The sequence below is a fragment of the Enterococcus sp. DIV1067f genome (assembly GCF_050543505.1).
Lineage (GTDB): Bacteria > Bacillota > Bacilli > Lactobacillales > Enterococcaceae > Enterococcus_D > Enterococcus_D entomosocium.
The window spans coordinates 206,276-230,385 of sequence record NZ_CP172940.1; the positions used below are offsets into that span (position 1 = coordinate 206,276).

Consider the following 24,110-nt stretch of genomic DNA (forward strand, 5'->3'; position numbering starts at 1 on the left):
ATATTCATTGTATTTTTAGTCTGACAGTGGTTGAATAAACTTTGTGGAAAAAATTGTGGGAAGAAAGTGAACGATGTGAAGAATACCGATAAAGAAAAACTTTATTATCTGTTGAAAGATTTTGACATGATAAGTGATCAACTAGCTCCTTGGTTAAAAGAAGAAAACATTTTTCAAATATTAAAGTTATCTAGAACAGAAATTCGACATAGTAACTTTTTAGCTTACTTGTTTAATCCAAAAGAAGGTCATGGAATGAAGGACTATTTTCTGAAATCATTTTTAAAAATATGTTTAAAAATGGACCAGTATGATTTTATTGGATTAGATTATTTTGATATTGTGCTAGCGGATTATGAAGATATAGAGATTTTTCGTGAGCATAAGGATATCGATCTTCTTTTGATATCACAAAAGAATAAGATGGTATTGTGTATAGAAAATAAAACGATATCACTCGAATCAAAACATCAATTAAATAAATATAAGAGTTATGTAGAAGAAAACTATAAAGAATATAATCGGATTTTTGTTTTTTTAACTCCAGAAGGAATAGAGCCTTCTGACGAAGAATGGTGTATAGTTTCTTACTATGATATCGCACTTATTTTGGAGCGATTATTAAAGCTGAATCAGCTAGAATCAAAAATAAGCTATATAATAAATGACTATTTAAACGTATTAAGGAGTGATCTTTTAGTGGATGAAAAACTTAGAGAGATATGTCGGAAAATATACGCAGAACATCAAGATGCATTAGATTTAATTTTTGAAAACCGCCCTGATAATTTAAGTTTGATGAGTGAGTTATATATTGAGGCCTTGGCGGAATTAGCTAACGAAAAGAATGAGGAAATAAAGATTATTTCTACTAGCAAAACAATGATTCGATTCCAAACAAAGAGGCTGAATCAATTGTTTCCAGACTTGCCAGAAAATTTCCCCGGTGGATGGAATAACCACAAGCCTTACGGTATTGAATTGTACAATAAATCTGAATCTATTTCTGGAAGAATTAAGATAGCATTTACAGGCAAAATTGATCCTGATGGACGTCAAAGATTAGAGCGTATTCTTACAGAAGTAGATGGTGGTAGAAAAAGAAAAGATACTTGGGAGTGGTGGGGAACAGGGAATTGGAAAATTGCTGGTATCAATAACAAGTTTGTAGAAGATATTTTTATAATTGTTGCTGAAGAGGGTAGAGAAAAGATAGTAAGTAAAATTAAGAATAACTTAGAAAAAACGCTTATTCAAATTGATCAGTTCGTAGATAGGATAGAGGGTATCGCAGAAAAAACTCGTCTTAAATGATGTGTTTCATTTTCTGAAAAATTGGTGTTAATTTTTATGGGATGTGTCAAGACCATTCTTTGTACACTAAGGTCATTCAGAGGAAAGGGTGATCGTATGTCATCAGAAGGATGTGGGCAAATTTTCGACCTGCCTTTGCAGGCTGCTGCATTGGTTGGTCATATGTTTGTACAAGCACAAAGTATTTTTGTAAGTGTAGAAAAGAAGGAGGGATGCGCAAGATGATTGAAGATAGCCGACAACGGGACCACTATTACGACATGCTGATTGAAAAAAATTCCCAATATGAAGGGATTTTTTACGTTGGAGTAAAAACCACCGGCGTCTTTTGCCGTCCTACCTGTCCAGCGAAAAAACCGCTCAAGAAAAACTGCGAGTTTTTTCAGACGGCACAAGAAGCGTTGCTGGCGGCGTATCGTCCCTGCAAACGATGTCGCCCGCTCAGCTCACCTAGCCACTTATCCCCTGACGTGAAAAGCCTTGTGGAAGCGGTGGAGAGCAACCCGGAGAAAAAGTGGACCGACAAAGATTTTGAAGTGCTAGCGATCCATCCCAATACTGCACGTCGACAATTTAAAAAATATTTTGGCATGACCTTTATCGAATATTCCCGTGCACGCCGTTTAGGGTTAGCGTTCAAGCAGATTCGTGAAGGAGAACCGCTGATCCAAGCACAATTAGAAGCCGGCTTCGATTCTGGCAACGGCTTTCGAGATGCGTTTTCCCGGATTATGGGGGAATTGCCTTCCAACAGCCGTGAAAAAAAGATTCTTTCTTCTGCTTGGCTTGAGACCAAGCTGGGATCGATGCTGGCAATCAGCGACCAGCAGCAGCTTTACTTGTTAGAATTCGTGGATCGCAGAGGGCTAGAAACGGAGATCACTGTTTTGAGAAGCCGTTTGAATGCAGTGATTATTCCCCAGCAAACAGCAATCATTCAGCAACTCAAGCAAGAATTGACGGAATATTTTGCAGGGAATCGAACTGCCTTCACGGTACCCATCGCATTGATCGGCTCTGATTTTCAAAAAGCCGTCTGGCAGCAGCTGTTGGCGATGAAGATCGGAGAAACATACTCTTACAAACAATTGGCACAGCGAATCGGCAATGAAAAAGCCACCCGAGCTGTTGCCAATGCCAACGGAAAAAATCAATTGGCGTTGATCGTTCCATGCCACCGCGTCATCAATAGCGATGGCAGCATCGGCGGCTATGGCGGCGGTGTCGAACGCAAAAAGTGGTTGCTGGCTTTGGAAAAGCAGGTCCAGCCGACTGTAAAGATTTGAAAAAGAGATAACTATGCGTGGGAATCAGCGCTTCATCGATCAGTACATGGAATGGATCGAATCCTCTTCAGTAAAATATATATTTAGCGGAACTCATGGAACCTTTCATGAGTTCCGTTTTTTATTAGATTTGAAGGGGACATAGAGAAAAGGTGGGACCTTCGTTAGTGTCTAACCGTTCTTAACCTCTATAAAAATAAGCATTGAATGATTTTCTTAAACAACCAAAGCATATCTTTTTACAACTTACAAAAAGTAAGTTATGATTATCTCGAATTCGAAATAAAGAGGTGAGGAAAATGGCGCATCAAGAAGAAGCGCTCAAAGCGTACATCGGTTTACTGCGTACGGCGAGTCGTTTGGAACAAGTGGCAAAAAAAGATGTTCGTTGTTATGGCTTAAATATCACGGAGTTTTCTGTACTGGAATTGCTTTACCATAAAGGCACCCATACGACGCAAGCCATCAAGGAAAAAATTTTGATCGCCAGCAGCTCGACAACCTATGTAGTCGATCAATTAGTCAAAAAAGGCTGCGTGCGCCGGGAACCTAGCCAAGAAGATCAACGGGTAACTTACGTCAGGATTACGGAAGCAGGCAGGGCATTGATGGAGAAAATTTTTCCCAGTCATGCACAAAAGATTGCGGCGAGTTTTTCCGAACTCAGCAGTGAAGAATTGCAACAATTAAAAACAATTTTACGAAAAATAACTTATGATCAGAAATGAGGAAAAGAAAATGAGAAAACAAGATCAATTATTAGGGGTACACCATGTGACGGCCATGACAAGTGATGTGGAACGGAATTACCATTTCTTTACAGATGTGTTAGGGATGCGTTTAGTGAAAAAAACCGTCAATCAAGATGACATTTATACGTACCATACCTACTTTGCGGATGATTTAGGGTCACCGGGAACGACCATGACGTTCTTTGATTTTCCCAATACCGCTCGCGGCAGCAAAGGAACCAACTCGATCACCCGCACCAGTTTCCGAGTACCCAGTGATGCTGCCCTTGATTATTATGCCGCACGCTTTGATGAATTTGAGGTAAAACACGAAGCAATCACCACCGAATTTGGGAAAAAAGTGATGCGTTTTTGGGATTTTGATACGCAAGCTTATCAATTGATCTCTGACGAACACAATACTGGCGTGAAAGCTGGTACTCCTTGGAAAAAAGGACCGGTTCCTACTGAATTTGCGATTTATGGCTTAGGTCCTGTCGAAATGTCTGTTTCTTACTTGGCAGATTTCAAAGGGCTGCTGGAATCCGTTTTTGATTTCAAAACCATTGATCAAGTAGATAATCGCTATTTGCTAGAAGTTGGTGAAGGCGGCAATGGCGCTCAAGTCGTTTTAGTGGAAGATACCACGAGCCCGCAAGCGCAACAAGGCGATGGCGAAGTGCATCATGTCGCTTTTCGCTTAGCTCACCACGACTCATTAGCAGTTTGGCAAGAAATCTTTGATAACTTGGGATTGGCCAACTCCGGCTATGTGGATCGCTACTATTTTGAATCCTTGTATGTGCGCATCGGCCATATTCTTTTTGAACTAGCAACAGATGAACCAGGGTTCATGGGGGATGAGCCATACGAAACATTGGGTGAGTCCTTATCATTGGCACCATTTTTAGAAAATCGCCGTGAATACATCGAAGGAGTCATCAAACCCTTCAATACAAAACGCGCCTAAGGAGGCACACAGTATGCAACCCATTCAACAGATCCACCATATTTCAGCCATCGTAGGCGATCCGCAAACGAACGTTGCCTTTTACCGCGACGTGTTGGGGTTGCGCCTCATCAAACAAACCGTCAATTTTGATGATCCGTACACGTATCACCTTTATTACAGCAATCAAGCATTAGAAAATGGGACCATCATCACCTTCTTTCCATGGGCAAATGCCCATCCTGGGCGAGTAGGAAGCGGACAAGTCGGCACGATCGCGTTTCGTATTCCTAAAGGCAGCAGTGCCTATTGGCAAGAACATCTGGCGAAACATCAAGTAACTGTCCAAGAAAGTACATTGTTTGATCGGCCAACTTTAGAACTTCATGATCAGCATGACCTGTCTTTGGCGTTAGTCGAAGCCGAAGAATCGGCAGAAACACCAGCGATTTTAGGCTTTCATGGGGCCGTCTTGCTTTCGGCACAACCAGAAGCGACCATTCAAACGTTGGCAGATGATCTAGGTCTGGACATTTTTAATCAAACAAATAAAAGCACGCATCTCCATACCGCAGGTACCCTCGCTCATGAGATCGTCGTGCCCCATGAAGCAATGCCAGCAGGGCGCTGGGGTGTCGGCACCGTCCATCACATCGCGTGGTCCGTGCCAACGGAAGCAGTGCAAAAAGAGTGGCAAGAATACTTGTACGATCAAAGATACGGAGTCACTGAAATCAAAGACCGCAATTATTTCAAAGCCGTCTATTTCCAAGAGCGGGGCAACATCGTCTTTGAGATCGCAACAGAGACCCCAGGCTTTTTAGTTGATGAACCATTAGAAACGTTAGGACAGCAGTTGATGCTGCCAGCCCAATTTGAAAGCCGCCGTGTAGAGATCGAGGATCGCTTGCCAGACTTATCGGTTTAGAAAAAAGGAGACGCTGTATGCACTATTTAGATCCCAAGGATTTGACCCAACGAGAAAATTATAAACTACTGATTGGCTCCATCATTCCACGGCCAGTAGCTGTGGTCAGTACGCAATCAGCCGATGGTATCGTCAACATCGCCCCATTCAGTTTTTTTAACATCGTCAGCTCAGAACCTGTGATCCTCTCGTTGGCTATCCAGCGCAAAGAGGGGGAACTGAAAGACACCGCCCGCAATCTGTTGGCGACGAAAGAAGCCGTTGTGCATATTTTGGATCAAACAAATGTCCAAGAGGCCAATAAAACCGCGGCATTATTGCCCGCAGACCAAAGCGAGTTGACGGTTTCTGGATTTACCACAACGACATCGAAAATGATTGCCGTTCCTGGCTTGAAAGAAGCCAGTGTCCGCTTAGAAACGATTCTGCATCAGCACGTACCCATCAAAAAAGACCAGCAGACCACTGCCGATCTCTTATTGTTGGAAGTCGTCGGCTACCAGATTGCAGAGGATGTCTATCAAGACGGTAAGATCGATCCCCGTGCCTTACAAGCAGTCAGCCGGCTAGCGGGAAATTCTTACGCAACGATTGGGGAGATTTTCGATATCAAACGACCAAGTTAAAGGAGGAACTTCGATGAAAGCAATCTACCAACAAGGAGCAGCCGACGCACCAGTTTTGGTGCTGCTCCACGGCACTGGTGGCGACGAACAGTCGTTGCTGGAAGTAGGCAAAGCCCTTGATCCCCAAGCATCACTATTAGGTATTCGCGGGAACGTTTTAGAAAACGGCATGCCCCGTTACTTCAAACGCCTGGCTGAAGGAGTGTATGATGAAGCCGACTTAGCACTTCGCGGCGACGAATTAGCCGATTTCATTCGGCAAGCCGCCAAAGAATACAACTTTTCGTTAGCGCAAGTGGTACTGGTGGGTTATTCCAATGGCGCCAACATTGCCATTCGCTTATTACTAAATGATAGTGACCACTTCAAAAAAGCGATCCTCTACCACGCCATGTATCCAGTCGATAATATACCGACGAATTCCTTGCCTGACACTCATGTGTTTATGAGTTTTGGCAGAAACGACCCGATCGTTTCCCTAGCCGACAGTGCTTACGTCCAAGAAATCTTCACCTCACGGGGCGCAGTCCTTTCAACTGTGTGGACCCCGAGTCATCAGTTAACGTATGAAGAAGTTGAACACTCGCGCACGTGGTTGACCAAACAATAAAGCAGTCTGTTTCCTAATCAATCAGCGATCCTGCTGGTTGGTTAGGTTTTTTTTGTTTCACGTGAAAACAATTCGAAGGAGTGAAAGGAGATATATCACTAGGGACGCCTAGTTCAATAGCAGCCCACTAAGGATTTGCCAAATGATCCTTTTTCTGAAACAAATAGAGTCAAATCAGCATAATCAGTGAATCAAGACAACTTTTTTAAAATGATCCATAAAAAATCAATTTATTTCAAATAGTTCCAAAATGAAGTTTTAACAAAATAAATGCTTATAAATCAATTTTTTGAAGTATTTCTTCTAATAGAAACAATGCTTCTTTATGAATTAATTTGAAATAATATGGAATAAAATGGTTGTTAATGGAAAAATTTTGTGCTATTCTGAGTCTATAATAAATGGCTAAGGAGAATGAAGATGAAATTAGCAACGAGAATCAATTCATTTTTATCAATTTACGAAAATGATTTAGACAATGTATTTGGCGCATTCAAAGAATTGGGGCTTGATTACGTAGATTTAAATTATCCGGAGCACGTCGGTGGGACGACTGCCTCTGAAATGAAAGAGAGATTGGGACAAGCTGATTTGAAATTGAATGGTGTTGCATTGCGATTCAGAGAAGAGTTTATCAACGGTGAATTAGGCAATGCTGACCCACAGGTTGCGCAGCATGCCTTGACATTATGCAAAGAAGCTGCTGATTATTGTCGTGCAGCAGGTGGAGAAGTCGTAACCATTTGGCTCGGTTTTGATGGCTTTGACTATAGTTTTCAAATCAATTACCAAAAGGTTTGGAATCAGATTCGGGATGCTTTTATTGAAATTGCTGACTACGCACCAGATTTGAAAATCAGTATCGAGTATAAACCATTTCAACCAAGAGCCTATGCGTTCATTGATAGTATGGGTGTCACTGGAATGATGCTTAATGAGATCAACCGCAAAAATGTAGGTGTGACCCTTGATTATTGCCACATGCTAATGAAACACGAAAACCCTGCTTTTGCTGCGGATCTGTTTGCTGGAAAAGGGTTATTATACGGGGTGCATCTGAATGATGGGTATGGGTTAAACGACGATGGATTGATGATCGGTTCAGCAACACCCTTCAAAACATTAGAATTCTTGTATTATGTCAAAAAGCATAACTATGACGGTGTGATTTATTTTGATACGTTCCCTGTAATTGAACATGCCTCAAAAGAGTGCGAACAAAACATGAAAATGATCAAACAAATGGATCAAATGATCGATAACGTAGGCTTGGCTGCGATTCAAGCTGTGATCGATCAAAACGATGCAGTCGCAGCCAATCAGTTGCTGCTTGAATTTTTGTCACCAACAAATCAATCAAAATAAAAGGAGTGGGGAAGATGGATTACAAAGTGATGGCAAAAAATATTTTAGAAAAAATAGGCGGAGCGGATAATGTTCGCAATATGACACATTGTGCCACCCGGTTGCGTCTAACGTTACATGACACCGCAAAAGCGGATGATCAAGCCGTCGAGAATATCGACGGAGTGATCAATGTCATTAATAAGGCGGGCCAATACCAGCTTTTGATTGGGACAGAAGTCGGGAAGCTCTACGATGAGTTTGAGCCGTTAGTTAAAGGTAACGAAAGTGCTGGTAGCCCTACCACAGAAGAACAAGCTTCTGGCAGTATTATCAGCAATGTTTTTTCTGCCGTATCTGCTATTTTTGCGCCACTACTACCAGTTTTGGCGGGCTCAGGTATTTTAAGAGGACTACTGATTTTGTTTGTTCAGCTCGGGTTGATCAGTGAAGACAGCGGCACTTATTCGATTTTATTTGTTGCTTCTATGAGTGTATTTTATTTCTTGCCCGTATTGTTAGCGTTTACTTCAGCGCGGCGGTTTGGTGCCAGTCCGTATATCTCTGCATTGATCGGGGCTGCGTTAATCAATCCTGATTTTATTGCATTGATGGGAGGAGCAGGCAACGGTGCAACGACGGAGTTCTTTGGGATTCCAGTCGTTTTGATGAACTACAATTCGACTGTCGTACCAATCATCCTTTCGATTTGGGCTTTTTCATATCTCTACAAATTCTTAGACAAACACATACCGGAGACTTTAAAATTGGTGGTCGTTCCTTTAGTCTCACTAGCGATTATGGTTCCATTGACAGTGATCGTTATTGGACCAATCGGGGTCTATAGTGGCGAAGCAGTCGCTAATGTGGTGAATTGGTTGATCGAGCGTAGTAGTGTGCTAACTGGAATCTTAGTTGGTGGTGGTTGGAGTGTTCTCGTAAGTTTGGGCATTCACTGGGCAGTCAATCCAATCATGATTAATAACGTTTCAACCTATGGCTTTGATTACATCGTTCCTTTTACTTTTGCATGTAACTTCGCCGTGATAGGTACAACGATTGGCGTTTACTTTAAAGCGAAAGATAAAAAACTGCGAAGCTTTGCTTTAACTGGCTTAGTCACGATCGCATTATCAGCGATTATCGAAGCTACTTTGTTCGGCTTACTTGTAAAAAATAAAAAACTTTTCTTAGCGCAAATTATTGGTGGTGCTGTGGGTGGTGCCTATTTAGGGTTGATGCAAGTTGTAACGAATGCCTTTGTCTTTGGTAGTGTCACCACTTTTCCCGCCTTTGTAGGCTCAACTTCCTCGAATTTCATACAAGCGATGATCGGCTTACTGATTTCAATGGTGGTTTCAGCAGTCTTAGCATTTGTATTTACCAATCGAGACGAGACATTGGCGTAGAAAGCAGGGGGAATATGGGGTTATTTAAGAAGAAAAATGTTATTTATGCACCAGCTAATGGCGTGGTGAAAAGTATTGAACAAGTGAAGGACGAGATGTTTTCAACCAAACTATTAGGCGAAGGGTTTGCTGTGGTACCAACAGATGATCTTGTTACAGCACCGATTGAAGGAACAGTGGTCTCTGTGTTTCCTACAAAACATGCGATTTCGTTAAAAGCCAAAAATGGCTTAGAAGTTCTAGTCCATATTGGGATCGATACTGTGGAGCTAAATGGCGCAGGGTTCGATACCAGAGTTTCTGAAGGTGACAAAGTTACTGCCGAGAGTGTGCTGGCAAACGTTGATTTTCCGTTTCTGGCATCACAGGGCAAAGAAACGGATGTAATCGTTGTTTTCACTAATTCCGCACAGCGAACCTTAGTGATTACAGAGAAGCAAGGGCGTTGTGGACAAGCGATTGGCGTTATTAATGAGTGAGAGCATTTGCTGACAGGAGGTAGTGTTTTGAAGAAAAAAATCTTGTGTCCATCTATGATGTGTGCTGATTTTTCAATGCTAAAGGACGAGGTTGCCGCTTTACAAGCGGCGAAAATCGATATTTTTCATCTTGATGTTATGGACGGACGATTTGTTCCAAATTTTGGTATGGGACTTCAAGATATCGAAGCTATTTGCAAATGGTCAGAAACCTTAGTTGATGTCCACTTGATGATTGAAGATCCGGGAGCGTATGTAGAGAAATTTGCGGATATAGGTGTAGATATCATTTATTTTCATCCGGAAGCAGATCGCCATCCTACAAGAACTATCAACAAAATTAAGCAAAAGGGAAAACAAGCCGGAATCGCCATCAATCCTGGAACAAGTGTTGCAATGATTGAAGAACTGCTGCCATTGATCGATTACGTGATGGTAATGACTGTTGATCCCGGTTTTTCAGGTCAAGCGTATTTGACACATGTGGAAGGAAAAATAAAGCAGCTTGCTGCAGTTAAGGAACGTTATTTCTACCAATTAATGGCAGATGGAGCGATTTCGCCTGCCGTAATGACTCGCTTAAGCGCCTTAGGTGTTGATGGGTTTGTTTTAGGGACCTCCGCTCTTTTTGGAAAAGAAGAATCGTATCAAGAACTGATCTCAATATATAAAGAGGAGGATCAAGCATGAAACTAGCAATCGGTTGTGATCATGTTGGGTTTGAATTAAAAACTGATATCATCACCTATTTGGAGTCGTTAGGGCACACGGTACAGGATTTTGGGACAGAAAGTGATAAACGCGTTGACTATCCCAATTATGCGGCGACTGTTGCAGAAGCGGTGGTAACCCAAAAGTGTGATTTGGGAATCTTGATTTGTGGCACAGGCGTTGGTATCTCAATTGCTGCCAACAAAATCAAGGGCATCCGAGCCGTGGTGTGCAGCGAACCCTATAGTGCTAAGCTCTCAAAAGAGCATAACAATACCAACGTATTGGCGTTTGGTTCGCGCGTCGTGGGCGTCGAACTAGCGAAAATGATTACTAAGGAATGGCTGGCTGCTGAGTTTGAAGGTGGTCGTCACCAAAAACGGGTAGCAATGATTGGTCAGTTAGAAGTAGAATGATCAAAGGTTAGAGGATTCGCATTAGCGAATCCTCGTCTTTTTTTGTTAACGAGAAATTTATCCCATAATCGAGATCAAATTGACGAACAATGAAAGTCCTTGCTCATACCGAGAGAAAAAGTATGGTATAATTTGAAAAAAAGTGAAGTTGACCAATTAATGGAGGTTGCTATGATTCCATATGAAAGACAAGAAAAAATTTTAGAAGCTTTGGCTCAAGATGAACTGTTAAAAATAGAGCAATTGCAAAGCATTTTGCCTACTGTTTCTATCTCAACATTGAGGCGGGATTTAAAAGAATTAGAAAAATCAGGAAGAGTTGAATTGTTGGCTGGTGGCGCAGTGAAGATTTGTTCAACGGCTTCCGAAATGCCGATTGCAGCTAAGGCTGCTTTGTATTCCCAAGAGAAAGAAGCGATCGCTACTTTGGCTGCTGAGTTGGTTCACGATGGTGATGTGATCTACCTAGATTCTGGTTCGACTTGTACAGCGTTACTGCATAAAATCATTAATAAAAAAATCACGATTATTACTACCAATACGAGTGTCTTTACAATTCAACAAGAAACTCCTGCCGAGATTTTACTTCTTGGTGGCCGATACAATCCCGTTATTTCATCCTTGAATGGTCCATTGACGGATGCAAATTTACAAACGTTTAACTTTCAAACGGCTTTTTTAGGTGCTAATGGTATTGATGCTGAAAAAGGTGTAAGCACGCCCAACTTGGTAGAGGCGAACAAAAAGCGTGAAATTCTAAATAATGCCAAAACCGCCTATTTATTGTGTGACAGTTCGAAATATGGACAAGTCGCCGCGGTAAAAGCTTTTAGTACAGAAGACGTTGTCATTATTTCTGATGCTTATAACGATAAGATTGGAGAACTGACGCAAATCATCTATCCGAACTAAAAACAGGATGGCATCTGAGTGGTATTGGCAATGTTGGAGATACAATTTAATAAAACGCATAATGGAAAATGAGTTTGGTGATGATCAAAACCAGTTAGGGATTATACCTAGCTGGTTTTTTAGTAAGGAAGCAAATTTGTTGATAGTTCCTTTATTTAACAACGTTGATTGTTGTATCGGTGAATAGTGAGTGACTTGTGGTTCTTTAGATACCAAGACTCAAAAACCAGTGAACGTACTTGTTAAAAATAACATTAAGGTCGTTCCCTTGATGGATTTCAATACCTTTATCAATTGGGTTATTAATTGATAATCATTGTTTTGGCGCCGTTTTTCGTATTTAAAGATAACAAAGACATTTTTATATAAAAACAAAAAAATGTTGACAGACAAAATGAAAGCGTTTATATTGGATATGTGGTTACTACCAGTTGAGAGTAAGGGGAGGACATAAGATGCTTGGTTTGGTTTTAACAGGTCATGGAGGATTTGCGCAAGGGATGGAAAATGCGCTTGCGATGATTGCAGGGCCGCAAGAACAGTTTCTAGCAGTGTCGTTTTTAGAGGAAAATCCGTTAGCTGACTTTGAAAAAGAGTTGCAAGGAGCAATCGATCAATTAAAGGAAACCTGTGATGGGGTCGTGATTTGTGCAGACCTTGTAGGCGGGACCCCTTTTAATGTTGCGATGACCGCTGCCAATGAGGACCCGCAAGTCGAGGTCATCGGCGGCATCAATCTACTGCTGCTAGTGGAAGGTTCGTTGACTAGATATACGGCAACTGATCCAGAGCGTTTTTGTCAAGAACTGGCAGAGATTGGCAAGAGCGGTATTTTTCACGGAAAGATCAAAGGCCATGAGGAAACCAATGAGGAAGAAGGGATTTAACGATGTGGGAAATGATCTTAGCAGCCTCAATCGTGGTGCTTGTTTTTCTCTTTCTCTTTTTGGCGGTCTCATCTTTCTTGAATGGGAAACATCTGAAAAAGCAAAAAGGCTATTTCGCTGAATTGCAGCAGTCCTTGAAAAAGGGGCAGAAAATCAAATTATACGGCGGCATTATTGGGGAGATTCAAGCACTTGGGAAAGAGACGGTCGATCTAAGGGTGAAATCGGGAACGGTGATCGAAGTAGAACGCAGTGCGGTTGCAGAAATCATGCAGTAAATAGAAGGAGGACATATTTATGGGAGAACCAAATATTTTGTTGACGCGAATCGACAATCGGTTGATTCATGGGCAAGTTGCCACCCAATGGAACGGTACGTTGGGGGCAAATCTAATTTTAGTGGCAAATGATAAGGTCGCCAAAGACAAAGTCAGACAAGGGTTGATGGATATGGCGGCGCCAGCTGGCGTCCAAACGAGGTATTTCTCGATTCAAAAAACCATCGAGATCATTCATAAAGCATCGCCAAAACAAAAGATTTTCATGGTGGTTGAAAATCCTCAAGATGCGTTGAAATTAGCTGAAGGTGGGGTGCCAATCAAGAAACTCAACATTGGGAATATGCATATGTCAGAAGGGAAAAGACAGGTTGCTACGACAGTTGCCGTCGATGAAGCAGATGTCGATGCCTTTAAAAAACTGAAGGAAATGGGGGTGCAATTAGTGATTCAGCGGGTTCCAACGACACCTGTTGAAGATGAAAAGAAATTATTTCAGTGATGCAGAGATAAGGAAGGAGAAAGAAAATGGATTACACGATTTTTCAAATCATTTTAGTCTTCATAGTTACATTCATTGCCGCAATCGATCAATTTAGTTTTTTAGAATCATTGTACCAGCCCATTGTTACCGGGATGGTTATCGGACTTATTCTTGGAGATCTTCAAACCGGCTTGATCGTTGGCGGAACCTATCAGTTAATGACGATCGGCAATATGCCGGTGGGCGGCGCGCAACCGCCAAATGCGGTGATTGGCGGAATTATGGCAGCAATCTTAGCGATCACGCTGCAGCTGGAACCGACAGTGGCCGTCGCTACGGCGATTCCGTTTTCTTTGCTGGGGCAATATGGGGTGACGATTATCTTCTCACTAATGTCGCCAGTGATGTCAAAAGCTGACAGCTACGCCCATGATGCCAATACGAAGGGCATTGACCGGATCAATTATTTAGCGATGGTGGGTCTTGGAACGATCTTCGGCTTGATTGTGGTCTTATTCTTTATCGGCGGTGCTGCCTTCGGGAATCAGGCGGTCGCAGCGATCCCTCAATGGTTGATGGGTGGGCTCGGCGCAGCTGGGGGCATGATGCGGTATGTCGGTTTTGCGATTTTACTAAAAGTGATGGTTTCCAAAGAAATGTGGGGCTTCTTCTTTATGGGGTTTGGTTTAGCCACGATCGTAATGGCGGCACCTTCCTTGCAAGGACCAGCCTTGATCATTCTAGCCTTTATCGGTTTTGCATTAGCCTTTTGGGATTATCAAATCCAGTCCAAATTTAAAGTAGCAACAGCCAATACCTATGATTTCGGAGGCGATGAAGATGGCATATAATATTCCCGATTCTTATAGCGAACAAGCGCCCGCAGAACAACTGGATAAAAAGACCTTGAACAATATGGTCTGGCGTTCCTTATTTCTACAAGCCTCTTTCAACTATGAGCGAATGCAAGCAGGAGGCTGGTTATTCAGTATTTTACCGGGATTGAAAAAGATCCACAAAAATGAAAAGGACTTGGCTGCTTCAATGAGCCATAACCTAGAGTTTTTCAATACTCATCCATTCCTCGTGAACTTTGTGATGGGGATCATTCTATCGATGGAACAAAACAAAGCCGATATTCCCATGATTCGGGCAGTGCGAGTCGCCGCGATGGGACCGCTAGGCGGGATCGGTGACGCGTTATTCTGGTTCACTCTGGTACCGATAACAGCTGGTATCACAGCCAATATGGCGATCAACGGCAACATCGCTGCACCGTTTATTTTCTTACTGGTATTCAATGCGGCCCAATTTGGTTTACGGTTCTTCTTGATGCATTGGTCCTATCGTTTAGGGACAGATGCGATTGGGATCTTAACGGAAAATGCCAAAGAGTTCACCCGAGCAGCGAGTATTTTAGGGATCTTTGTTGTCGGTTCCTTGACCTGCGTGTATGGGGCGACGTCTTTGGATATTCAGATCCCTAACGGTACTACCAATGAAGTGACACAAGCGACGACGATCGTGGATGATCAAGCAGCCATTGCCGCTTACGAAGACATGCTGTATACCACGGATGAGAATGGACAATTGACCGACACACTGCAAGAAAATGCGGCGGTCAACGAATTGGCTAACGGCAAATATGAATTGACGTTTAACAAAGTCAACGAAGTGCCCGTGACGATCGATATTCAAAAAATCCTCGATGGGATCTTGCCGCAAGTGATTCCATTGACCATCACACTGATGCTGTATTTCTTCTTATCAAAACGCGGCTGGACGCCGTTGAAATGTATCGCTTTGCTGCTAGTGATCGGCTTGATCGGTTCTGGCTTTGGTCTGTATCCATCCATTTGGCCGCAATAAGCAAGCTAGCAGAAGAAACGGCGCAAACCGTAGGAGGAGTTTTGCTAAGCAAGCAAAAGCTGACTTTTCAGCTTAGCTCGTGCTGGCAATTGGTTCATTTTCCTGCGTGAAGAGTTGCAAGTACAGGAAACAGAGCCCCTGTAGACGATTGTTTGACACGCCTATCGGGAAATAGTACACTCGTTATGTGGTAGTAACCAGTTTGGAGGGGCTTATGAATATCAATAAAAATCGACAACCATTATACGATCAATTGTTAAATTTACTGATTGAAAAAATCGAAAATGAAATGGAAGCAGACACGATGCTTCCCTCAGAAAGAGAACTGTCAAAGCGCTACGGGTTAAGTCGGACCACCGTTCGCTTGGCACTACAGGAGTTAGAAAAATTAGGCTATATTTATCGCCAACATGGTAAAGGCACCTTTGTCTCGGAGATCCGCAAGCAGGCAACCAATTTATCGGGTTCCTATAGTTTTACCGAACAAATGAAAGCACTGGGGAAACAACCGGAAACTAGAGTATTGGCATTCAAAAAAATGGAAGCGACAAAATATTTTGCCACTCAGTTGCAAGTTTCCATTGGCGAGCCGATCTACAAGTTAAAACGATTGCGTCTTGCTGATGGCCAACCGATGATGATCGAGCGTTCTTATCTGCCCGTCAAGCGCTTCATGAATTTAACGAGTGAGATGATCGAGCAAAAACCATTGTACGATATCTTCCATGAAGATTTTCATCAAGTGATCCGCCTAGCGGACGAAGAATTTTTTGCCAGCATTGCCAGTGCGAAAGATGCGGCATTGCTAAAAATCCACGAAGGTGCGCCGGTGTTGAACCTGGTACGCAGCACGTTCAATATTGAAAATGAAGTGATCGAATACACCTTGAGTGTTGCTCGAGCAGACCAATTTAGATACAAAGTCCGCCACTTGCGTAACGACGAGTAGCGCATTTCCTAGACAGTCTGAAATGATCCGCTCGAGCAAAGAAAAGGTGTGTATTCAAAACCAGTGAGGTCGAGGAAGTTTGCCCTTTGGGTGATCGCTAAGTATTCATCCAAGACAACGCTCCTCGTACCGTCACTGGGAATACATACTGGAAAACCAGCAGCTAGGAGGAAGAAAGATGTTTCAACTGTCAACAAAGGAATTAGCAGAATTAGGTGCGGAGATTACAACAAGAGAAATCAAACAACAGCCAGAACTGTGGCAAGAAACCTTGACGATCTATCAAGAAAAGCAAGAGGCGATCGCGGCTTTCTTACGTACTATCAAGCAAAAGACGGACAAGCGAATCCGCGTGGTCTTCACGGGAGCGGGGACATCGCAATATGTTGGAGATACGATCGTTACTTACTTGAATAAGAACGGCGCAACGGTGGATTATCTTTTTGAAAGTATTGCTACGACGGATATTGTCGCTGCTCCAGAACAAGTTTTATTTGCGGATGAGCCAACACTGCTCGTTTCTTTTGCTAGAAGTGGCAATTCACCAGAAAGTTTAGCAGCGGTCAAAATCGTCGATCAATTCGTTGCCGACAGCTATCATTTGACGATCACTTGTGCAGCCGACGGATCTTTGGCACAACAAGCTGCCGCTGATGAAGCGAGTTATCTGTTATTGATGCCTGAGAGGTCAAATGATGCTGGATTTGCGATGACGGGAAGCTTTTCTTGCATGGCCCTTTCGGCACTGCTGATTTTTGACCAGACGCCTCTGGCGGAAAAAGGGCATTATGTTGAAACCCTTAGCCGTTTGGGGCAAGAAGTGATCGACAGAGAAACAGATCTCCAAGTACTGACGGACCGTTCCTTTAAGCGAATCGTTTACCTTGGGTCAGGCACGTTGTCGGGGTTGACCAGGGAAGCACAGCTAAAAGTATTGGAACTGACTGCGGGAAAAATCGCCACCGTGTTCGATTCTTCGATGGGCTTCCGTCATGGACCGAAATCATTCGTAGATGATCAAACCCTCGTCTTTGTGTTTGTCAGCAATACGCCCTACACGCGGCAGTATGATCTTGATATGTTGGAAGAATTAAAGAGTGACGGCATCGCCGTCGCAGTGACCGCCATCGGACAGCCGGCAGCTGTGAATTTTTCAGGAACAAACTTTTTCTTTCCAGATGACACTTCACTGCCAGATGGCTATCTTGCCTTAGCAGACATTGTTTTTGCGCAAACGATCGCACTGTTGGCATCGATCAAAGTCGGTAATACACCGGATACCCCTTCGCCAACGCGTACCGTCAATCGGGTGGTCAAAGGCGTGACGATTCATCCGTATAACAACTAACGATGACTGAGAAAGACCACCACGAGCACGTATCTTTTCTTGTACGAAGTCGATACGTGCGGTGGTCAATCAGTCGAACGGCTTCATCAATAGACATTTTTATACGTGCTGACAACCGTTTCGCCAACACTGAAAAAAGTGAAAGCGGTTGATTCTTTGGCATGGACAAAAAAGGAGGAATTTTAATGAAAGCAACCGTAACGAAAGCCAAAAAAGCAGCGATGGATCGTCTGTCAACGAAAGAAGGAGTGATCGCAGCTTTAGCAATCGACCAACGAGGTGCCTTGAAAAAAATGATGGCAGCACTTGGCGTGGAGGCTGATGCAGAAAAAATCAGCCAGTTTAAAAAGCTAGTCTCACAAGAATTGACCCCTTACGCATCTTCTATTTTATTAGATCCAGAATATGGGTTAGCAGCTGCGCAAAGCCGTGATCCAGAGGCGGGGCTTTTGCTGGCGTATGAAAAAACCGGCTATGATGCGACTACACCGGGACGTTTGCCTGATTTATTAGGGGAATGGTCAGTTGAGCGATTAAAAGCAGCAGGCGCCGATGCCATCAAATTTTTGCTTTATTATGATGTAGATGAAGATGCCCAGATCAATCAGTTGAAACACGTCTTTGTGGAACGACTCGGCAGCGAATGCCAAGCCGCTGATCTGCCCTTCTTTTTAGAAGTCCTCTCCTATGATGCTAAGCTACCTGAAGTCGACTCAAAAGCGTATGCGCAACGCAAACCAGAAAAAGTCATCGGATTGATGAAAGAATTTTCGAAACCACAGTACAAAGTTGATGTGTTAAAAGTGGAAGTACCAGTCAACATGAATTATGTGGCAGGTTTTGCCAAGGAAGAAGCCGTGCATACCAAGGAAGAAGCCACAGCGTATTTCAAGGCGCAAAGCGATGCGACGCATCTGCCGTTTATTTTTCTCAGTGCAGGCGTATCAGCCAGCTTATTCCAAGAAACACTGGTTTTTGCCAAAGAAGCTGGTTCAACCTTCAATGGCGTCTTGTGCGGCCGGGCAACGTGGAAAGACGGTGTTGATCCCTTTGTAAAACAAGGAACAGAAGCAGCCAAAGAATGGCTAGCAAGTACCGGAAAACAGCACATCGAAGACTTGAATGAAGTGATCCAAAAGACCGCCACTTCTTGGTGGGACAAAGTCACGGTCGAGGAATAGTTTTTTTTCGATGTTTGACAAGATAAATGGCCAATAATCAGACATCTTAAGGGCTTTTGAGAAGAAGTGGCAGACTTCTGACTTAAGGCTTTAGGGTGTCTTTTTTATACGTTGACAAGTTCGGTTATCATCGTAGGAATGAAACGTAAATAGGAAGAGGTTTCGAGAGTAATTTACGAGGGGACTTGAATAGGATAAACTAGCAGTAAGAGCCATCAAATACACCTGCTTCACTTTTGGTCGAAATAAGGTTCAATAAACCTACAATAAAGGAGCATTCATGAACGAGTATACGTTTCATTCCGTCACGTCAGAAAACCAACAAGCTGCCTATAGTATTTATCAGAAAAACCAGGCCTATTTTGCTTTAACGAAAGAGACACCTTCCATCGAACAACTCATGCGGGACATGACTGTTCTACCGCCATCTGTGGCTCAAGAGCAAAAGGTATTTTCTATTATTTATTATGATCAAAAACCTATTGCTATCATGGATTATCTTGTTGATTATCCGCAAGAGGGCACTGCGTATATTGGCTTGCTGCTGGTTGGCGAAAGACGTCAGGGGCACGGGCAAGCTCTTTATCATCAAGTAGAACAAGACTGGCGCATAAAGGGGATTTCTCTCGTATCTCTCGCTGTTATTGAAGAAAATACAGCCGGTAGATCTTTCTGGGAGAGTCAAGGATTTAAAGAAACACGAAAAGCCGTGACAACAGTCAATGATCAGAAGGTAAGTGTGGTCTGCTTTGAGAAAAAGATCAGAAATTCTTAAACAACAGGTGAAGCAAGAATGAAATAACAAATCATTCGGTTATGAAAATTTAAAAAACCTCCTTATTAAATTAGATTTTCTGGAAAACAATCCTAAATAAATGAGTAAACATTACGAAAAAGTAGCTATAAAAAATCGTTGGTTTTTATAACTAATACTGCGACTTGGTGCCCTTATCGATTTGTATAGTCATCGATTTTAAGAAAAATGTAAGGGTTGACATTTTCTTTTGTTGATAGTACGATGTTGTCAAAGATGCAGGAGTGTTACTGATAAACAAGTCAGGCACCACCAAGTCCAAAAGCAAAGTTATTCTTCGCGTAACAGCGCAGGAAGCTTCGTTTTAGGTTTGGTGTTTTTTTGTCTTTAAGGAGGTGGAAATGATGACTATAGTAAAAACACTGAATAACAATATTGTTTTGGTACGAGATGATCAAGGGACTGAGAAAGTTTTATTTGGGACAGGAATTGGGTTTAAAAAGAAACGTGGAGACATGGTTGATGAAGCATTGATCAGTAAAATTTTTACTCCCAATGAAGAGGAGAAGCATAGCCATAAGATAGAGAATTATACGCCGGAAGTATTAAGTATTGCAGCAAAAATTATTGATCTTGGGGAAGCAGAATTAAATCAAAAGTTTGGTACCGGATTGTTGTTTTCTTTAGCAGACCATTTAACTTTTTCGTTGAACAATTCGGTAGAAAATGAAAATCCCATCAAATGGGAGATTCCTCATCTATATTACAAAGAATATCAAATCGGTAAGCAAGCGTTGGCACTTATTCAACAAGAGTTAGCTGTGCAATTATTGCCAGAGGAAGCAGCATTTATTGCGCTTCATTTTGTGAATGGACAGATTGATCAGTCGAATATGGCAGATACATTGCAAATAACAGAAGTGATCAAAAAAATTGTTAAAATCGTCCAAATCCTTTATGGAACAGTCTTAGATAAAACAACAGCAGATTATTCACGATTTATTACTCATATTCGTTATTTCATTATGCGCCAAAAAAACAAAAAAACGTCGTTGAAGATGGACGAGCAAATACGTGAACTGATTCAGGAACGATATATGAAAAGTTATGCCTGTGGTCTGCTCATTAAAGATATGCTAGATAGAGAGTACCATTGGAAAATCTCTGAGGATGAATTGGTATATTTAGTCATTCATATTGAACGAATTACAACTAAATAAAGATAAGGTGTGTTATCTAGAAAAGAGCATAAGCCTAAGTGGAAGTTTTTTTCACTTGGGCTTTTTCTTTAGTAAAGGAGGAGCAACAATGGAAAATAAAGAATTAGCGAAAAAAATCATTGCCTTAGTTGGTGGAAAAAGTAACATATCCCAAAGCTGGCATTGCATTACCCGTTTACGATTTAATTTGATAGATGATTCGAAAGTAGAAAAGAATGAGATCAATGAATTAGCAGGAGTGATCGGCAGTCAATTTAGTGGGGGGCAATATCAAGTGATCATTGGTGCCAAGGTGGCTGAAGTCTACAAAGAAGTTGCCGATCAATTAGGGGAAGAGGTTACTAAGGAAGGGTCTTCGAATAAGAAAATGAACTTCTTAGATAAAATTTTCGATGTGATTAGTGGAATCTTCACGCCACTGATGCCTGCAATCATCGGGTCAGGTTTGATCAAAGGTCTCATGGCATTATTCGTTGTAGTTGGGTGGCTTTCACCAGAGAGCTCTGCCTATGAAGTATTGAATATCTTCTCAGATGCGGTATTTTACTTCTTGCCTTTCTTTGTTGCTATCACAGCAGCTAGAAAATTTCAGACGAAAGAGTCTCTGGCTGCTGCGTTAGCAGCGATCCTCATGTATCCCACGCTGATCAATGGTGCGGCAGAAGGAGGAAGTGCATTATCGTTATTTGGTCTAGCCATTCCATTAAATAACTATTCTTCTACGGTATTACCGATTATTTTAGGTGTACTTCTTATGAGCTATATCAATAAATGGATGGATCGAGTAGTTCCTAAAACAGTTAACATCGTTTTTAGTCCAATGTTGACCTTACTAGTCACGGCACCGATTCTATTAGCGATCGTTGCACCACTAGGAAATTTTTTAGGTAAATATTTAGAAGAAATCTTTACCACGTTGTTCACCGTTGCAGGTCCTTTAGCGGGCTTGTTGATGGGAGGACTGATGCCGCTGATCGTCATGACAGGTATGCATTATGCTTTCTTTCCTGGAACATTTGCTAGTCTTCAAAAATTAGGCTACGATATTATGCTTTTGCCGATGAATTTGGTTGCGAATAGTGCACAGGCTGGAGCTGTTTTAGGGGTAGCTTTGAAGGCGAAAAAAGCGACCACGAAATCTTTGGCATTTTCTACTCTGATTCCTGCAATTTTCGGAATTACTGAACCAGCTATCTATGGCGTAACGTTGCGCTTGAAGAAACCTTTCTATGCCTCATTGGCAGGGGGCGCTGTAGGAGGAACGATTTTTGGCTTTTTTGCTGTCAAAGTGACCGCATTTTCTATTCCTGGTATTACTGCTTTACCAACATACATTATTCAGGATTCGAATAATTTTATTTATGCGCTGATCGGTTATATCGCTAGTTTTGTCGTTTCGTTTGTTCTAACAATGTTTTTGGGATTTGAAGAAGAAGCATCAGAAAAAGCATCAGAAAAAACGACCAATACAGCAGTTGAAACCAAATATCCAATTGAAGTTTATTCTCCTATGGAAGGCGAGGTCAGAGATTTAGCGACCGTTGCAGATGAGACATTTTCAACAGGGCTAATGGGAAAAGGGGTAGCAATTTTTCCAGAAGAAGGCGTAGTCTACGCACCATTTTCCGGGAAAATCACGATGATGACTCCGACGAAGCATGCGGTAGGAATACGTTCAGAAGAAGGTGTCGATCTTTTGATCCATGTTGGGATCGATACCGTCAAGCTGCAAGGCGAATCTTTTGATTATCTTGTTGCAGCAGACGAAACAGTCGAAAAAGGACAACCCATCATTAGGTTTGACTTAGAAAAAATAGCTAGAAGTGGGTATGATCTAGCAACAATGATCATTGTGACCAATAGCTCAGAATTTTTAGACGTGATCATTACTGGAGATAGGCAAGTGGAGTCAACGACATCGCGCTTGATGATGTGCATTCAATAATAGAAAAGGAGAGAAAATAATGAAAAAATTTACAGGATTTAAAGATGATTTTTTATGGGGAGGAGCTACCGCTGCTAACCAAATCGAAGGTGCTTATTTAGAAGGCGGAAAAGGATTATCAACTTCAGATTTTGCCGCATACAAAGACCCTTATGCTTCTGGAAAAGTAAATAATTTTACTTTTAACGTCACTTCAAAAGAGTTAGCTGAGTATGCGATGCATCCTGAACATTATCTTTTCCCAAAACGTTGGGGCATTGATTTTTACCATCGGTACAAAGAAGATATTGCTTTATTTGCAGAAATGGGATTTAAATGTTTTCGCTTATCAATTTCATGGGCGAGGATTTTCCCCACGGGACTTGAAGATGAGCCGAATGAAGTAGGTCTAGCTTTTTATGATGCTGTTTTCGATGAGTGTGCGAAATATGGCATTGAGCCTTTGGTAACGATGTCACATTATGAAATGCCGATCGAACTGACGAAGAAGTACAACGGATGGATCAGTCGTGAGCTAGTTCCCTTGTTTGAGAAGTATGCCCGGGTTATTCTTGAACGCTATAAAAATAAGGTGAAGTATTGGATCACGTTCAATGAAATGAATATGAATCTTAATAGCTTATATACAGGGGCGGGGATATTAGAAGATTTAGTGGATGATTCATTGCAAGCGGCATATCAAGCGTCTCACCATCAATTCTTGGCAAGCGCATTGGCTGTAAAAGCTGCGAAAGAAATTATTCCTGATGTAGAGATTGGGTGTATGATCAATCAAATAGAAGCATATGCACATACGACAAAGCCAGAAGATCAACTGCAAGCAGTGAAATCCAACCAGTTGAATATGTTTTATCCAGATGTTCAAGCACGGGGGTATTATCCTAGCTATATTTATAGCTACTTTTCAGAGAATGACTTGTCCATCGATATCCGACCAGAAGACGCGGATATCCTTAAAGAGGGGACAGTGGACTTTGTGGCCATTAGTTATTATATGTCTCATGTTGCGGAGGCGAGAGAAGATGCATCTAAATTAGCAGGTACTTTTGATAGCCCAATTAAAAATGAATATTTAGAGCTCTCTCAATGGGACTGGCCAATTGATCCAATTGGGTTAAGAATATCATTGATCAAATTATATGATCGTTTCCAAAAACCTTTATTTGTTTGTGAAAATGGATTAGGAGCGAAAGATGAGTTAGTCAATGGGGAAGTCCACGATGCGTATCGAATCGATTATTTAAAAAAACACATTGAACAAATGCGCGAAGCCGTTAAAGACGGTGTTGATCTCATGGGATACACGCCATGGGGCTGCATTGATCTGATCAGTTGCGGAACTTCTCAAATGTCAAAACGCTACGGCTTTATCTATGTGGATCAAGATGACCAAGGACAAGGAAGTTTGGCTCGTTATCGGAAAGACTCGTTTTATTGGTACAAGAAAGTGATTGCTTCTAATGGAGATGAATTATAAAAA

The 24,110-nt window shown here is 42.0% G+C and carries 25 protein-coding genes; all 25 read left to right on the forward strand.

From position 1 onward, the window contains the following. Positions 1-75 precede the first annotated feature (75 nt). Positions 76-1,314 (forward strand): PD-(D/E)XK nuclease family protein, encoded by a 1,239-nt coding sequence (locus IGJ42_RS00955; RefSeq protein ID WP_258186457.1) that lies wholly within the window; start codon positions 76-78, stop codon positions 1,312-1,314. A gap of 221 nt (positions 1,315-1,535) precedes the next feature. Further along, positions 1,536-2,600: a bifunctional transcriptional activator/DNA repair enzyme AdaA gene (locus IGJ42_RS00960; RefSeq protein WP_429946943.1), complete on the forward strand. Its 1,065-nt coding sequence runs from the start codon at positions 1,536-1,538 to the stop codon at positions 2,598-2,600. Positions 2,601-2,899: 299 nt separating this feature from the next. Further along, positions 2,900-3,328, forward strand: a complete 429-nt coding sequence (locus tag IGJ42_RS00965) for a MarR family winged helix-turn-helix transcriptional regulator (RefSeq protein WP_005232643.1) — start codon at positions 2,900-2,902, stop codon at positions 3,326-3,328. A 10-nt stretch (positions 3,329-3,338) separates the two neighbouring features. Then, positions 3,339-4,301 (forward strand): ring-cleaving dioxygenase, encoded by a 963-nt coding sequence (locus tag IGJ42_RS00970; RefSeq protein WP_061053593.1) that lies wholly within the window; start codon positions 3,339-3,341, stop codon positions 4,299-4,301. Between the two features lie 13 nt (positions 4,302-4,314). Further along, positions 4,315-5,208, forward strand: a complete 894-nt coding sequence (locus tag IGJ42_RS00975) for a VOC family protein (RefSeq protein WP_429946944.1) — start codon at positions 4,315-4,317, stop codon at positions 5,206-5,208. A gap of 17 nt (positions 5,209-5,225) precedes the next feature. Beyond that, positions 5,226-5,834 carry a flavin reductase family protein gene (locus IGJ42_RS00980; RefSeq protein ID WP_086332884.1) on the forward strand — a complete coding sequence of 203 codons (609 nt, stop codon included), beginning with the start codon at positions 5,226-5,228 and terminating at the stop codon, positions 5,832-5,834. A gap of 13 nt (positions 5,835-5,847) precedes the next feature. Further along, positions 5,848-6,444 (forward strand): alpha/beta hydrolase, encoded by a 597-nt coding sequence (locus IGJ42_RS00985; protein WP_086298975.1) that lies wholly within the window; start codon positions 5,848-5,850, stop codon positions 6,442-6,444. Between the two features lie 420 nt (positions 6,445-6,864). Beyond that, positions 6,865-7,809, forward strand: a complete 945-nt coding sequence (locus IGJ42_RS00990) for a sugar phosphate isomerase/epimerase family protein (protein ID WP_061053596.1) — start codon at positions 6,865-6,867, stop codon at positions 7,807-7,809. Positions 7,810-7,823: 14 nt separating this feature from the next. Beyond that, a complete protein-coding gene (locus IGJ42_RS00995) occupies positions 7,824-9,197 on the forward strand; it encodes a PTS transporter subunit EIIC (protein ID WP_016611538.1) in 1,374 nt (457 codons plus the stop codon). Between the two features lie 14 nt (positions 9,198-9,211). Further along, entirely contained in the window at positions 9,212-9,676 is a 465-nt protein-coding gene (locus tag IGJ42_RS01000; RefSeq protein ID WP_101698763.1) for a PTS sugar transporter subunit IIA, read from the forward strand. 27 nt (positions 9,677-9,703) lie between these two features. Next, positions 9,704-10,366: a ribulose-phosphate 3-epimerase gene (locus IGJ42_RS01005; protein ID WP_101698764.1), complete on the forward strand. Its 663-nt coding sequence runs from the start codon at positions 9,704-9,706 to the stop codon at positions 10,364-10,366. Further along, positions 10,363-10,803 carry a ribose 5-phosphate isomerase B gene (rpiB, locus tag IGJ42_RS01010; protein ID WP_016611535.1) on the forward strand — a complete coding sequence of 147 codons (441 nt, stop codon included), beginning with the start codon at positions 10,363-10,365 and terminating at the stop codon, positions 10,801-10,803. The genes IGJ42_RS01005 and rpiB overlap by 4 nt, the downstream gene beginning before the upstream one ends. A 159-nt stretch (positions 10,804-10,962) precedes the next feature. Continuing rightward, a complete protein-coding gene (locus IGJ42_RS01015) occupies positions 10,963-11,715 on the forward strand; it encodes a DeoR/GlpR family DNA-binding transcription regulator (protein ID WP_005226765.1) in 753 nt (250 codons plus the stop codon). Between the two features lie 455 nt (positions 11,716-12,170). Continuing rightward, positions 12,171-12,602: a PTS sugar transporter subunit IIA gene (locus IGJ42_RS01020; protein WP_008376461.1), complete on the forward strand. Its 432-nt coding sequence runs from the start codon at positions 12,171-12,173 to the stop codon at positions 12,600-12,602. Positions 12,603-12,604: 2 nt separating this feature from the next. Beyond that, complete coding sequence (gene yajC / locus IGJ42_RS01025; protein ID WP_008376459.1) at positions 12,605-12,880, forward strand: preprotein translocase subunit YajC; 276 nt, start codon at positions 12,605-12,607, stop codon at positions 12,878-12,880. A gap of 19 nt (positions 12,881-12,899) precedes the next feature. After that, a complete protein-coding gene (agaV, locus tag IGJ42_RS01030) occupies positions 12,900-13,382 on the forward strand; it encodes a PTS N-acetylgalactosamine transporter subunit IIB (protein ID WP_005232625.1) in 483 nt (160 codons plus the stop codon). Between the two features lie 26 nt (positions 13,383-13,408). Further along, positions 13,409-14,215 (forward strand): PTS mannose/fructose/sorbose/N-acetylgalactosamine transporter subunit IIC, encoded by an 807-nt coding sequence (locus tag IGJ42_RS01035; RefSeq protein ID WP_005232623.1) that lies wholly within the window; start codon positions 13,409-13,411, stop codon positions 14,213-14,215. Continuing rightward, on the forward strand, positions 14,205-15,233 hold the full coding sequence (locus IGJ42_RS01040; protein WP_008376454.1) for a PTS system mannose/fructose/sorbose family transporter subunit IID: 1,029 nt from the start codon (positions 14,205-14,207) through the stop codon (positions 15,231-15,233). The genes IGJ42_RS01035 and IGJ42_RS01040 overlap by 11 nt, the downstream gene beginning before the upstream one ends. A gap of 214 nt (positions 15,234-15,447) precedes the next feature. Then, positions 15,448-16,182, forward strand: coding sequence for a GntR family transcriptional regulator (locus tag IGJ42_RS01045; protein ID WP_005232618.1), 735 nt, complete (start codon positions 15,448-15,450; stop codon positions 16,180-16,182). A gap of 178 nt (positions 16,183-16,360) precedes the next feature. Beyond that, positions 16,361-17,530: an SIS domain-containing protein gene (locus IGJ42_RS01050; RefSeq protein ID WP_101698765.1), complete on the forward strand. Its 1,170-nt coding sequence runs from the start codon at positions 16,361-16,363 to the stop codon at positions 17,528-17,530. 185 nt (positions 17,531-17,715) lie between these two features. Then, the gene (gene lacD, locus IGJ42_RS01055; RefSeq protein ID WP_422705475.1) at positions 17,716-18,711 is read left to right on the forward strand and encodes a tagatose-bisphosphate aldolase; all 996 of its coding nucleotides are present in this window, start codon (positions 17,716-17,718) and stop codon (positions 18,709-18,711) included. Positions 18,712-18,991: 280 nt separating this feature from the next. After that, positions 18,992-19,486, forward strand: coding sequence for a GNAT family N-acetyltransferase (locus IGJ42_RS01060; protein ID WP_429946947.1), 495 nt, complete (start codon positions 18,992-18,994; stop codon positions 19,484-19,486). Positions 19,487-19,866: 380 nt separating this feature from the next. After that, a complete protein-coding gene (locus tag IGJ42_RS01065) occupies positions 19,867-20,685 on the forward strand; it encodes a PRD domain-containing protein (protein WP_016619585.1) in 819 nt (272 codons plus the stop codon). 88 nt (positions 20,686-20,773) lie between these two features. Then, positions 20,774-22,630, forward strand: coding sequence for a beta-glucoside-specific PTS transporter subunit IIABC (locus IGJ42_RS01070; RefSeq protein WP_429946948.1), 1,857 nt, complete (start codon positions 20,774-20,776; stop codon positions 22,628-22,630). A 19-nt stretch (positions 22,631-22,649) separates the two neighbouring features. Continuing rightward, on the forward strand, positions 22,650-24,107 hold the full coding sequence (locus IGJ42_RS01075) for a glycoside hydrolase family 1 protein (protein WP_429946950.1): 1,458 nt from the start codon (positions 22,650-22,652) through the stop codon (positions 24,105-24,107). The last annotated feature ends 3 nt before the right edge of the window (positions 24,108-24,110 follow it).